Origin of the sequence: Dyella lutea (assembly GCF_024158035.1) — a bacterium.
GTDB classification, from domain to species: domain Bacteria; phylum Pseudomonadota; class Gammaproteobacteria; order Xanthomonadales; family Rhodanobacteraceae; genus Dyella_A; species Dyella_A lutea.
Map to the genome: position 1 here is coordinate 1,311,204 of NZ_JAMZEK010000001.1, position 12,558 is coordinate 1,323,761.

The 12,558-nt window shown below is 69.7% G+C and carries 13 protein-coding genes; 5 read left to right on the forward strand and 8 right to left on the reverse strand.

Features of this window, described 5'->3' with window-relative positions; genetic code table 11:
- Window positions 1-179: 179 nt before the first annotated feature.
- The 5 genes from hemE to NC595_RS05780 all read right to left on the reverse strand — a co-directional run bounded on the left by hemE (window position 180) and on the right by NC595_RS05780 (window position 4,630).
- Complete coding sequence (gene hemE, locus NC595_RS05760) at window positions 180-1,250, reverse strand: uroporphyrinogen decarboxylase (RefSeq protein WP_253565322.1); 1,071 nt, start codon at window positions 1,248-1,250, stop codon at window positions 180-182.
- Between the two features lie 5 nt (window positions 1,251-1,255).
- Window positions 1,256-1,516: a WGR domain-containing protein gene (locus tag NC595_RS05765; protein ID WP_063674154.1), complete on the reverse strand. Its 261-nt coding sequence runs from the start codon at window positions 1,514-1,516 to the stop codon at window positions 1,256-1,258.
- Window positions 1,517-1,596: 80 nt separating this feature from the next.
- Window positions 1,597-2,310 carry a TVP38/TMEM64 family protein gene (locus NC595_RS05770; protein ID WP_253565323.1) on the reverse strand — a complete coding sequence of 238 codons (714 nt, stop codon included), beginning with the start codon at window positions 2,308-2,310 and terminating at the stop codon, window positions 1,597-1,599.
- Window positions 2,307-2,864 (reverse strand): nucleoside deaminase, encoded by a 558-nt coding sequence (locus NC595_RS05775; RefSeq protein ID WP_253565708.1) that lies wholly within the window; start codon window positions 2,862-2,864, stop codon window positions 2,307-2,309. Before NC595_RS05775 ends, NC595_RS05770 begins: the two co-directional genes overlap by 4 nt.
- Before the next feature lie 11 nt (window positions 2,865-2,875).
- Window positions 2,876-4,630: a glutamine--tRNA ligase/YqeY domain fusion protein gene (locus tag NC595_RS05780; RefSeq protein WP_253565324.1), complete on the reverse strand. Its 1,755-nt coding sequence runs from the start codon at window positions 4,628-4,630 to the stop codon at window positions 2,876-2,878.
- 141 nt (window positions 4,631-4,771) lie between these two features.
- Here NC595_RS05780 and NC595_RS05785 point away from each other — a divergent pair, with 141 nt between their 5' ends.
- The 4 genes from NC595_RS05785 (at window position 4,772) to NC595_RS05800 (ending at window position 6,840) form a co-directional block, all read left to right on the forward strand.
- A complete protein-coding gene (locus NC595_RS05785; RefSeq protein WP_253565325.1) occupies window positions 4,772-5,050 on the forward strand; it encodes a putative signal transducing protein in 279 nt (92 codons plus the stop codon).
- 8 nt (window positions 5,051-5,058) lie between these two features.
- A complete protein-coding gene (locus NC595_RS05790) occupies window positions 5,059-6,003 on the forward strand; it encodes a DMT family transporter (RefSeq protein ID WP_253565326.1) in 945 nt (314 codons plus the stop codon).
- A gap of 5 nt (window positions 6,004-6,008) precedes the next feature.
- On the forward strand, window positions 6,009-6,527 hold the full coding sequence (locus NC595_RS05795) for an adenine phosphoribosyltransferase (RefSeq protein ID WP_253565327.1): 519 nt from the start codon (window positions 6,009-6,011) through the stop codon (window positions 6,525-6,527).
- A gap of 157 nt (window positions 6,528-6,684) precedes the next feature.
- On the forward strand, window positions 6,685-6,840 hold the full coding sequence (locus NC595_RS05800) for a DUF3309 family protein (protein ID WP_253565328.1): 156 nt from the start codon (window positions 6,685-6,687) through the stop codon (window positions 6,838-6,840).
- Window positions 6,841-6,856: 16 nt separating this feature from the next.
- Here the strand turns inward: NC595_RS05800 and NC595_RS05805 are convergent, their stop codons facing one another.
- Window positions 6,857-7,462, reverse strand: a complete 606-nt coding sequence (locus NC595_RS05805) for a hypothetical protein (protein ID WP_253565329.1) — start codon at window positions 7,460-7,462, stop codon at window positions 6,857-6,859.
- A 28-nt stretch (window positions 7,463-7,490) separates the two neighbouring features.
- Entirely contained in the window at window positions 7,491-8,459 is a 969-nt protein-coding gene (gene oxyR, locus NC595_RS05810; protein WP_253565330.1) for a DNA-binding transcriptional regulator OxyR, read from the reverse strand.
- 334 nt (window positions 8,460-8,793) lie between these two features.
- Between oxyR and NC595_RS05815 the strand changes: the two genes are divergently transcribed.
- The gene (locus NC595_RS05815) at window positions 8,794-11,472 is read left to right on the forward strand and encodes a M1 family metallopeptidase (protein WP_253565331.1); all 2,679 of its coding nucleotides are present in this window, start codon (window positions 8,794-8,796) and stop codon (window positions 11,470-11,472) included.
- A 62-nt stretch (window positions 11,473-11,534) separates the two neighbouring features.
- Here NC595_RS05815 and NC595_RS05820 read toward each other — a convergent pair whose 3' ends face one another.
- On the reverse strand, window positions 11,535-12,494 hold the full coding sequence (locus tag NC595_RS05820) for an alpha/beta hydrolase (RefSeq protein WP_253565332.1): 960 nt from the start codon (window positions 12,492-12,494) through the stop codon (window positions 11,535-11,537).
- Window positions 12,495-12,558 lie beyond the last annotated feature (64 nt).

Consider the following 12,558-nt stretch of genomic DNA (forward strand, 5'->3'; position numbering starts at 1 on the left):
GCGCACGGGGCACACCGGCCGGTCGCTGATGCAGTCGGTCCCTCACGATTGAACATCGCAGGAGGCGAGCGGGAGCCCTATCGCGCTCGCCCGTCCTTCTGACGAGGGGTTATCGACGTGAGCGGCACCGGACTTGAGGTGGTCCGGAGTGCTGGGTCAACGGCGTTCTGTGACGCAGATCACCTTGTGCGCAGGGTGCGACCGTAGGCGTGCACCTCGTCGACCAGGGCGGCGACGTGGTCCGGATCCACTTCCGGGGTGATGCCGTGGCCGAGGTTGAACACGTGGCCGGGGTGGTTGCCGTAGCTGTCCAGCACGGCGCGCGCCTCGCGGCGGACCACGTCCGGGCCGGCGCGAAGGATCGCCGGATCCAGGTTGCCCTGGAGTGCGACCCGGCCGGCCACCGCGCGGCGGGCATCGGCGAGGTCGACGGTCCAGTCCACGCCGAGCGCGGTGCAGCCGGTGTCGGCCATCGCCGCCAGGTGCTGGCCGGCCCCCTTGGAGAACAGGGTCGTGGGCAGCTCGCGGGCTACCGGGTCGGCCTTCAGTGTCTCGACCACCTGCTGCATGTATCGCAGCGAGAACTCGCGGAACGGTGCCGGACCGAGCAGGCCGCCCCAGGTGTCGAACACCATCAGCGCCTGCGCACCGGCATGCGCCTGGGCAATCAGGTAGGCCGCGACGGCGCGGGCCAGCGTGTCGAGCAGGCGATGGGCAACCGCCGGCTCGCTCCAGCACATCGCCTTGAGCGTGGCGAAGTCGCGCGAACCGGAGCCTTCCACCATGTAGCAGGCCAGCGTCCACGGGCTGCCGGAGAAGCCGATCAGCGGCACGCGGCCGTCCAGTTCCTTGCGGATCAGACGCACCGCATCCATCACGTAGCGCAGCTCGCCGTCCATGTCGGGCACGGCGAGCCGGTCGATCGCGGCGGCGTCGCGCACCGGGTGGGCGAACTGCGGGCCCTCGCCGGCGGCGAAAGACAGGCCCAGCCCCATCGCATCGGGAATGGTCAGGATGTCGGAGAACAGGATCGCCGCGTCCAGGTCGAACCGCGCCAGCGGCTGCAGCGTCACCTCGCAGGCGAACTCCGGGTGCTGCGCCAGCCCCATGAAACTGCCGGCGCGCGCGCGGGTGGCGCGGTACTCGGGCAGGTAGCGGCCGGCCTGGCGCATCACCCAGATCGGCGTGGTGTCGGTGGGTTCGCGCCGCAGCGCACGCAGGAAGCGGTCGTTCTTCAGGGAGGCGGTCATGGCGGTCACCGGCCGTAGGGGCCGTCGAGGCCCTGGCTGAACATCACGCGGTAGCCGCGCTTGAGTTGTGCATCGCGGGCCTTCTCGAACGCGGCGATGGCTGCCTCGCGTTCGAGAAACTGCTCGCGCTTGAGCGTGGCCTTGCCGCCCTGCGTGCCGGTTTCGCGGTACAGCGTCCAGCCGCCGAGCAGATCCTGCTCGAGCACGATCTGGACGTAGCGCGGCGCTTCGGCCGCGGCAGGCGGAGTTTGCAGATAGAGGCGCATGGCGTAAGAGGATGGACGTGGCAGCGAAGGGCTGCAAACCGGTCATTCTAGGGGGCGTGGGCGTCGGTAGCGAGCTTGGGTCACACGCCCGGTGGCGGCACGCGGCGGTGGCGTGTCAGCCGCTCGACCAGCAGCGGCAGCAGCGAGATCAGCGCGATGCCGCCGAGCGGCAGCAGCACGTTGCGGTGGAGCAGCATGCCCAGGCCGATGTGGTCGGCCTGGCTGAGCGCGTCGCCGAGCCCGGCACCGACCAGGGTCTCGAACACCAGCGTGATCGTGCCACCCAGCCAGGTTGCGCCGAGGAACAGCCACAGCCGGCAGCGCAGCCAGGCTAGGCACACGGTCACCGCGCCGAACGGAAGCACCGGCACGAAGCGCAGGAACAGCGTATAGCTCACCGGGTGATGGGCGAAGCCGTGGCGCAACCGCTCGACCAGTGCAGGCGGATGCTTGCGTCCGGCACCGAACGCGTAGCGGCTGGCGAGGAACAGGATCAGCGAGCCGAGAGTGAGTGCGATCGAGGAGTAGATCGTGCCCTCCACCACGCCGAAGGCGAAGCCGCCGGCGAGGATGATCACGATGGTGCCGGGGATACCGGTGGCCATGCCGAGGGTGAGCAGGCCGATGTAGCTCAGCCGGGCCAGCCACGGGTTCGCCGCGATTTCCTCGCGCATGCGCACCTGATGGGCGACCAGGTATTCCGGACTGAGCTGCGACAGCGCACCGGACGCATACAGCACCACGCCGGCCAGGACCAGCAGGATCAATGGCAGCGCGGCGCGCAGCCGGCTCAATAGTGCGGTCCGGTGGCGCCGTAGGCGGCCAGCACCGCCCGGGCGTCGTGGCGCAGGATGTCGCGGCGCACGGCGATGCCGCGGCGGGCCAGTTCGCCGGTCCAGTCGGCCGGCAGCGGGCCCTCGTCGAACTCGGTGAGCTCCTCCACGTCCTCGGCGCGGGCGCCGATCAGCAGCTCGTCGACGCCTGCCCATACGGTGGCGCCGTAGCACTGGCAGCAGGGTTGTGCGCTGGTGGCGAGCACATAGCGCACGCCGTCCTCGTTGATGCGGAAGCGCTGCAGCCGCTGCTGCGCGGCCATGTAGGCCATCATTTCGGCGTGTGCCGCCGAGCAGCTCTGCGGAATCACGCGATTGACCCCGGCCGCGATCAACCGCCCTTCGTCGTCGAACACCGCGGCACCGAACGGACCGCCCCCACCCAGCGCCACGTTCTGGCGGGCCAGCTCGATGGCCAGGCCCACGCGCTCCTCGTCGGTGACGTACAGGCGCGATGCGTCGGCGACGTCGGCGATCCACGGCGGCAGGGTCAGGTGGATCTGCTGCGGAAGCAAGCCCATCGTGCTCAGCCCTTCGCCGCCCAGATGTCGCGCAGCGTCACCACGCGGTTGAACACCGGATGGTGCGCGTGGTGGTCGAGGCGGTCGGCGACGAAGTAGCCCAGGCGCTCGAACTGGAAGTGCTGCTCCGGCTCGGCCAGCGAGGCGGCACGCTCCACCCAGCCGGTGATGACGCGCTTGGCCTCGGGGTTGATGTGCTCGATCCAGCTCTTGCCGTCACTCTCGTCGTCCGGTGCAGGCACGGCGAACAGCCGGTCGTACAGGCGCACCTCGGCGGCCACGCCGTGCACGGCGCTGACCCAGTGGATGGTGCCTTTCACCTTGCGGTCGGCGCCCGGCAGGCCGTGGCGCGATTCCGGATCGAGCGTGCAGCGCACCTCGATCACCTGGCCGTCGGCGTCCTTGACGATCTCCTCGCACTTCACGATGCCGACGCCGCGCAGGCGCACCTCGCCCTCGGGCTTGAGCCGGTGGAAACCCTTCGGCGGCACCTCGGCGAAGTCGTCGCGCTCGATCCACACCCCGCGCGCGAACGGCACGGTGCGGCTGCCGAAGCTCTCGTCCTTGGGGTGGTTGGCGAAGGTGAGGATTTCCTCGTGGTCTTCGGGCAGGTTGGTGATCACCAGCTTCAGCGGATCGAGTACGGCCATGCGGCGCGGCGCGGTGGCGTCGAGATCCTCGCGCACGCAGCCTTCGAACACGGCATAGTCGATCACGCTGTTCTGCTTGCTCACGCCCAGGCGCTCGATCAGCAGGCGGATACTGGCCGCGGTGAAGCCGCGCCGACGCAGGCCGCGCAGGGTGTTCATGCGCGGGTCGTCCCAGCCGTCCACGTGGCCTTCGTTCACCAGCTGGGCGAGCTTGCGCTTGGAGGTGATCGAGTAGCTGAGGTTCAGGCGCGAGAATTCGATCTGGCGCGGCTTGCTGGGCCTGGTCTCCAGCCCGGCATCGACCAGCGGCTGCCACAGCTCGGGGTGGTTGGGCAGGTCGACCGCGTCGACGAACCAGTCGTACAGCGGACGGTGATCCTCGAACTCCAGCGTGCACAGCGAGTGGGTGATCGACTCCAGCGCGTCGGACAGGCAGTGCGCGTAGTCGTACATCGGGTAGATCGGCCAGGCGTCGCCGGTGTTCTGGTGGGCGATCTTGCGCACGCGGTAGATCGCCGGGTCGCGCAGGTTGATGTTCCCGGCGGCCATGTCGATCTTCGCGCGCAGCGTCTTGCTGCCGTCTTCGAACTCGCCGGCGCGCATGCGGCGGAACAGGTCCAGGTTTTCCTCGACCGAACGATCGCGGAACGGCGAGTTGCGGCCCGGTTCGGTCAGCGTGCCGCGGTAGGCGCGCACTTCGTCGGCGTTGAGGTCGTCGACGTAGGCCTTGCCGTCCTCGATCAGCTTGATCGCGGCGCGGTAGAACACCTCGAAGTAGTCCGAGGCGTGGCGCAGCTCGTGCCACTCGTAGCCGAGCCAGCGCACGTCGTCCTTGATGCCCTCGACGAACTCGGGGTCTTCCTTGCCGGGGTTGGTGTCGTCCAGACGCAGGTTGCACCAGCCGCCGGCGAACTCCTGGGCGATGCCGAAGTTCAGGCAGATCGCCTTGGCGTGGCCGATGTGCAGGTAGCCGTTGGGCTCGGGCGGAAAGCGCGTGCGGGTGCTGGCGTGCTTGCCGCTGGCCAGGTCGTCGCGAATGATCTGGCGGATGAAATCGCGCGGGGCATCGGCGGCGGGACTGGACGGAGCGCTGGGGGTTTCGTTGGACATCGGGCGGATGGCTCGCGGCGCGTGATGGGGAAAATCCTTGCAGTTTACCCCGTAGCCGCCGCCCGGCCACCCCGTGCGGCGGCTTGCCCGGGATGGCTGCGGTGCTTGCCGGAGTGCCGGTTCCGCACTAGCGTGCGGGTCATGCACATTGCCTATCGCGCCGAATCGCTGATCGATGCCCATTTGGTGAAAGACGCGCTGGAGCGCGCCGGCATCCCCGCGTTCGTCACCGGGGAATACCTCACCGGCGGCGTCGGCCAGTTGCCGGCGATCGACTACGTGGCGGTGATGGTGCCCGAGGTGGCGCGCGAGGCGGCCGCCCCGGTAGTGGCCGAAGTCGAGCGTGCGCTGGCCGTCTCGCGTGCCGAGGCGGCCGCCTGGGAAATCGGCCCGGACCTGGACGGCCCGCTGCCCGCCTGAACCCCACGATGAGTGCCACTGCCCCTGTCGCGCCGGCGCGTCCGGCCGATCACCCGCTGCCGCATCGTGCCGACGTGCTGACCATGGCGCTGGGCGCCGCGCTGCTTTCGTGCACCAGCATCTTCGTGGTGCTGGCGCAGGTGGCGCCGGGCGTATCGGCGTTCTACCGCATGCTGTTCGGTGGCACTGCGCTGTTCGGCTGGGTGGCGCTCAGCGGTCGTTGGCGGGTGATCCGCGGCCGTGACGTGGTCCTGGCGCTGCTGCCGGCGATCGGTCTGGCGGCCGACCTGATCCTTTGGCACCGCTCGATCCTGTGGGTCGGGCCGGGCGTGGCCACCCTGCTCACCAACTTCCAGGTGTTCCTGCTCGCCGTGGCCGGCGTGCTGGCCTATCGCGAGCGACTCGCACCGGCGTTCTGGCCGGGCATGGCGCTGGCACTAGCCGGGTTGTGGTTGCTGGTGGGCGCGCACTGGTCGCTGTTCGATGCGCAGCATCGGCTCGGCGTGTGGTTCGGCCTGGCCAGCTGCCTGGCCTACACCGTGTACCTGCTGAGTTTCCGCCGCGCGCTGGTCGGGCGCACGGCGCTGCCGCCGGCGCAGTTCCTCGGCCTGATGAGCCTGCTGTGCGCCGGCATGCTGGCCCTGTGGTGCCTGGTCGACGGTGAGGCGATGGCACTGACCACCGTGCGCGGCTGGCTGTCGCTGCTGGCGCTCGGTCTGCTCGGCCAGGTGGTGGCGTGGCTGCTGATCGGGCGCGCGATGCCGCGGCTGCCGGCCTCGCTGGTCGGCCTGCTGCTGTTGCTGCAGCCGGCGCTGGCCTTCGTGGTGGACGTGCTGCTGTTAGGTCGTCCGACCCGTGCGACGGACTGGTGCGGACTGCTGCTGGCACTGGCCGGTATCCTGCTCGGCGCGTTGCGCCGCCGCCCGCCGCTGCCGCCCCCTGTTTCCGGATGATTCCGATGACCGACTTCGCTTCCCTGGTTCACGCCGTACCGGACTTTCCCAAGCCCGGCATCGTGTTCCGCGACATCACCCCCTTGCTCGCCAACGCCGGTGCGTTCGCCCGTTGCATCGACGCGCTGGCCGACCCGTGGCTGGGGCAGGGCGTGCAGGCGGTGTGCGGGATCGAGTCGCGCGGCTTCATCTTCGGCGCGGCGCTGGCGCAGAAGCTCAAGGCCGGCTTCGTGCCGCTGCGCAAGCCGGGCAAGCTGCCGCCGCCGGTCACCGGCGTGGACTACGAACTCGAATACGGCAGCGACCGGCTGGAGGCGCGCGCCGGCGCACTGCGTCCGGGCGAGCGCACGTTGATCGTCGACGACGTGCTGGCCACCGGCGGCACGCTGGCCGCGGCGCGGGCGCTGGTGGTCGAACTCGGCGCCGAGCTGGCCGGTGCCGCGGTGGTGATCGAACTGGATGCGCTGGACGGGCGCGCACGCTGGGATCGCGTCACGCCGCTGCATAGCCTGCTGCATTACTGACACCCGGTGCCCGTCGCTGATGACGGCATGTTCACCACGCTTAACGCCCATGTCCGTGCATGGATGGCCTTCGCCAGCGCTTGACGAACTCCATACCCGGCGACCCGGACCCTGCGGGACGACCGCGGCGACTGGAGTCGCGGAACGGGAGAAGCCCATGCTCATCACCATCCTCGTCGTGCTGCTCATCCTGGCCCTGATCGGCGGCTTGCCGACCTGGGGCTATTCACGGAGCTGGGGTTATGGTCCGTCCGGTGTCGTCGGCGTTATTCTGGCGATTCTGCTGGTGCTCTGGCTGTTGGGGCGGATCTGACCGCGGCGCGCCTGCATCAGCGGTCGATCACCAGCGACTCCACGAACACCAGTTCGCAGGCGCCGTTGCCGGTGTCGTCGCGGGTGAGCGAGGTATCCCAGTGCCAGCCGTCGGGCCGCCGCGCATCGACCAGGAACCCTTCGATGTGCACCACTTCGCCGGGGCGCACCCGCGCGAGCATGCCGCGTACGCCGGCGTCGGCCGGGATGATGTGCATGTTGGCGCTGGAGCGCTCGATCTCGCGCCGCGGGATCGGGAAATCGTCCACGTGCCAGTAGTAGAACCGGTTGCCCTGGGTGATGCGGATGCGTGCGAGCACCGCGCTGTCGGACATGCGGCCCCAGCCCATCGCCAGATCGGTCGGCGCCAGCGAAGCGCCCTCGTCGAAGCGATAGTCGTCGCGCGAGAGGACGCGCGCGGTGAGTTCGAAACGAGCCCGAGTGGTCAGCGTGAGGTCGCCGCGCCGCAGTTGCGAGGGTGTGTTCAGGTCGACCTGTTCGGGCGGATCGGGCGCGAGCACGCCAGGGTCGTCGTGCACCGGACGGTCGTGCCGCCACCAGTGCATGCCGCCCCACACGACGAGCAGGGTGGCGAAGGCGAGCCCAAGCTGGCGTCCGTTCATCGCGCGCCCGTTGTCGGATGTCGTCCGGTCATGCCGCGGATCGTGGTGCCGGTGCCCTCGTCGTCGCGACCGCGGACGGCGTCACGACTGAGCGCGTATCGAGCAGATCCACCGGCAACCGCTTGAACACCTCGGCCAGGCGGGTGAGGAAGCCATCCATCGCCGAACTCTTGCGCCACACCATGGCGAGGCGTCGGCTGGGCGGCGGCGCCTTGAACTCGATCAGCCGCAGGTTCCCCGACTGGGCCACCGGCGGCTTCACCGCGAGCACGGGCAACAGGGTGATGCCGACCTCGGCCGAGACCATCTGGCGCAGCGTCTCCAGGCTGGTGGCGCGGAAGCCATTGCGCTCGCCGGCGCCGGCCAGGTGGCAAACCTCCAGCGCCTGGTCGCGCAGGCAGTGGCCATCTTCCAGCAGCAGCAGGCTCTCATTGGACAGGTCGGCCAGCTTGAGCTGCCCCTGCCGGCGCGCCAGCGCGTGCGACTGCGGCACCGCCAGCACGAACGGTTCCTCGAACAGGAACTCGACGTGCAGGCTGTCCTCGTGCAGCGGCAGGGCGAGGATGCCGACGTCGAGCTTGCCCTCGCGCAGCAGGCGCAGGATCACTTCGGTCTTCTCCTCCACCAGCAGCAGCTCGAGCTTGGGAAAGGCTTCGCGCACCATCGGCACCGCGTGCGGCAGCAGGTAGGGGCCAAGGGTGGGGAAGATGCCCAACCGCACCGTGCCGGACTCGGGATCGCGGGTGCGTCGGGCGACCGCGCGGATCTGATCGACTTCGTTGAGCACTTCACGGGCGCGGGTGGCGATCTCGCTGCCGACCTCGGTCAGCAGCACCTTGCGGGGGGTGCGCTCGACCAGCGATACGCCCAATTCATCCTCGAGCTTTCTGATCTGCGTGGACAGCGTGGGCTGGCTGACGAAACACGCCTCCGCGGCGCGACCAAAGTGGCGATGCTCGGCCAGCGCCACGAGATATTGCAGGTCGCGCAGGTTCATGGCCCATCTCCTGTTGAATAGCTTCAAGCTATGATATCGATGGTAACAATCAATTTGTTCGATGCAATGGGGCGGCGTATCTTGCTCGCCGTGGCCCCGCGGCGGACCTCCCCGGTCCGTATTCCCCCCGCAAACCGCGCGGTCACGCGAGCACTCCCCGCGGCGCCCTTCCCCCTCCCGACCGGCGCCACGGTCGCTCACCGCCGGTGACCGGGTCCGCTCCCGCTCACCGGCATTTTTTTGCGCCGCGCCATGCCGGGGGTGCCTTCTGGCACTGGGTCATAGGTCATGGGCTGCCTAGCGTGCGGGGTTCACTTGCCACCGGACACGCCCCATGCGCCTCCTGCGACCGCTCCTGTTCACCGCCCTCGCGGCCAGTTGTGGCGTCGCGTTCGCTGCCGGCGGCGATGCCGTGCCGCACGGCCTGCTGCCCACCTGGGCGGTGCCGCAGTCGTACCGGCTCGCCTTCAAGGTCGATCCGCACCAGAAGGACTTCTCCGGCCACACCGTGATCAAGGTGAAGCTGACCCAGGCCTCCGACCACGTCTGGCTGCACGGCGCCGACCTCACGGTGACGAAGGTCCGCCTGACCGACGCCGCCGGCAAGACCACGATGGCGAAGTACGTGGCGGCCGTGCCGCACGAGGGTGTGGCCCGCGTCGACTTCGGCCACACCGTGAAGCCGCAGGAGATCACCCTCGCGTTCGACTACACCGCGCCGCTGAACCTGCAGCTGCAGGGCCTGTACAAGGTCAGCCACGAGGGCGAACCGTACGCGATGACGCAGATGGAGCCGATCAGCGCGCGCTACGCCTTCCCCGGTTTCGACCAGCCCGACTACAAGACCCCGTTCGACCTCACCCTGACGATTCCTGACAGCGAGAAGGCGGTGGCCAACACTGGCGAAGTGAGCGAGAAGCCGGCCGGCAAGGGCTGGAAGACGATCACCTTCGCGAAGACCCGCCCGCTGCCGACCTACCTGGTCGCCTTCGGCGTCGGTCCGTGGGACATCGTGGCCGGCCCGGACATCTCCCCCGACGCGTACCGCAGCGAGCCGCTGAAGCTGCGCGGCGTGGCCGCCAAGGGCGAGGGCCACCGCATGCAGCACGTGCTCAGCGAGACGCCGAGCATCATCCACACGCTGGAGAACTACTACGGTTTCGGCTACCCGTTCGGCAAGCTCGACCTGCTCGCCGCGCCGGACTTCGCTGCCGGCGCGATGGAGAACCCGGGCCTGGTCACCTTCCGCGACTGGCTGCTGCTGCTCGATCCCGATTCCCCGGCGCGGTACGTGCGCGGCTCGTTCAACGTCACCGCGCACGAGCTGGCCCATCAGTGGACCGGCGACACCGTCACCACCAAATGGTGGAACGACATCTGGCTCAACGAGGCCTTCGCCACCTGGATGCAGCAGAAGGTCACCATGGCGGTGCATCCGGAATACCGCGCCGACCTGGACCGCATCCGCGGTGCGCAGGGCGCCATGAACAACGACAGCCTGGTCAGCGCGCGCAAGATCCGCCAGCCGATCACCGGCAACGGCGACATCATGACCGCGTTCGACGGCATCACCTACCAGAAGGGGGCGGCGGTGCTCGGCATGTTCGAGCACTACGTGACGCCGGCGGTGTTCCAGAAGGGCATGCGCGCCTACATCCAGGACCACAAGTTCGGCAACGCCACCGCCGACGACCTGGTCGACTCGATCGCGCACGCCGCCGACAAGGGCGAGGCGTTCAAGGAAGCGTTCAAGAGCTTCCTCAACCAGTCCGGCGTGCCGTATGTCCAGACGAAGCTGGAGCAGAAGGACGGCCAGACCATCCTGCAGCTGAGCCAGAGCCGCTATCTGCCGGTTGGTTCCACCGGCGACAGCCAGCGCGTGTGGGGCGTGCCGGTGTGCGTGCGCTACGGCGTGCCGGGCGGCAGCAAGGTGAGCTGCGAGATGCTCGACAAGGCCGAGGGCTCGATGGTGCTGGCTGGCGCCAGCAACCCGACCTGGGTGATGCCCAATGCCGACGCGCAGGGCTACTACCGCTTCGGCATGACCCGCGCGGGCCTCGCCGCGCTCGGCCAGCAGATCGGTTCGCTGGCCGACACCGAGCAACTGGCCTACGCCGACGCGGTGGGCGCCAGCTTCCGTCACGGCGACATCGACGCGGCCGATGCACTGGCCGCGCTCAAGCCGCTGGCAGCCTCCAAGACCGACGACGTGGCCACTGCGCCGCTGAACACCTTCGGCTGGATCTGGCGCAACCTCGCCAGCACCGAGGCCGAGCGCGCCAAGCTGGTGGCCTGGGCGAAGGACGCCTACCTGCCGCGGCTGCAGGCGCTGGGCTACCACCGCAAGCCCGGCGAGGCCGACGGCGACTCGCTGATGCGCAGCACCCTGGCCGACTTCCTCGGCATGGACGTGAAGCTGCCCGCGGTGCGCGCCGAACTGCTCAAGCAGGGTGACGCGGTGATGCGGCGCAAGCCGGATGGCAGCCTCGACTACGCTGCAGCCGATCCGGACCTGCTCGGCGCGGCGCTGGGCGTGGCCGCGCAGGAGCACGGCAAGCCGGTGGTCGACGCGCTGATCGACACCCTTCCCAAGACCAGCGATCCGGCCACTCGCAACGCGATCCTCGCCGGCCTGGCCAGCGTCGAAGATCCGGCCCTGGTCGAGCGGATCCGCGACTTCGCCCTGAGCAAGGCGGTCAAGGTCGGCGAGATGGCGGCGCTGCTGCGCAGCGATCGCGACACCGCGGCGCAGCGTGATGCGATGTGGACCTGGTCGGTCGCCCACTACGACCAGATCCTCGCCCGCACCGGCAGCTTCGCCGGTGGACGCTTGCCCAGCCTGATGGGCGGTGGCGGGTGTTCGCAGGCCGAGGCCGAGCGCCTGCAGGCATTCTTCAAGGATCGTCTCGACCAGGCGCCGGGCGCGGCCCGCGGCCTGGCGCAGACCTCCGAGTCCACGCTGCTGTGCGCTGCGTTGAAGCAGAAGCAGGACGCTTCGGCGATCATGCGCTGACCGGCATTCCCCTCGCAGGGCAGACCGGAGCGCCGGGCGGGCAACCGCCCGGCGTTTTCCTTTCAGCGCACCGCGGCGCAGGCGGTCATCGCCGCGATGGCCGCCGGTACGGCCTGCTCGCGGACGAAGCCGGCCACGTCGTCCAGCACCGGCGCCCTGGCTCGCAGCGGTCGCGACATCGCGAACAGGATCGCGAAGTGGCCGATGTCCGGGTACAGCTTCAGCTCCGCCGTCTCGCCGGCGCGGGCCATTGCCGCGCTCAGCGAGCGCGCGTTGCGCGGCTGCACGATGCGGTCGGCGGCTCCCTGCAGCAGGAGCATCGGCGGCTCGTCGCCGTCGACGTAGTGCACCGGTTGCGAGGTGAGTTGCGCCGCATGGGTGGTGCCGAACATGTCGATGAAATCCGGGTCGGTGAGCGGCAGGAAGTCGTAGGGGCCGGCCAGGCCGATGAAGCCCTGCAACTGCGCCGGCTGCATGCCGACCGCGCGCAGCCAGCGACCGTCGGTGGCCAGCAGGGCGCCGATGTGTGCGCCGGCCGAGTGGCCCATCACGAACAGCGCTGCCGGATCGCCACCGTAGTCGGCCGCGTGCGCCTGCGCCCACGCCGTGGCGTGCGCCGCGTCCTGCATGAACCCGCCCAGCCGCACCCGCGGCCACAGCCGGTAGTCCGGGATCACCACCACCAGGCCGCGACGGGCCAGCGCCTCGCCGACCCAGCGATACCACTGGCGCTTGCCGGATTTCCAGCTGCCGCCGTGGAAGAACACCACCACCGGGGCACCGCGGGCGTCGACCGGGCGGTACACGTCCAGCGCGAGCCGGTGGCGTGCGTCGTAGACGATGTCTCGCGTGGCGACCACGCCGCTACTCCGCGCGGTGGCATTGAGCCCGGCGAACAGCGTGGCCTGGCAACCGGCCAGCAGGCCGGTCGCCAGCACGGCGAGCAGGGTACGGCCGGCCGGGCGCGCGGCTGCGCGCAGCGGCCCGGCTGGGGCGCGGGAAGAAGCGGGGGAACGGGGCATCGGCCATCCTGTCGGGAAGAATCAACCCCGGATGCGGCGCGTGTGCGTTTCACCGGGGAGCTGC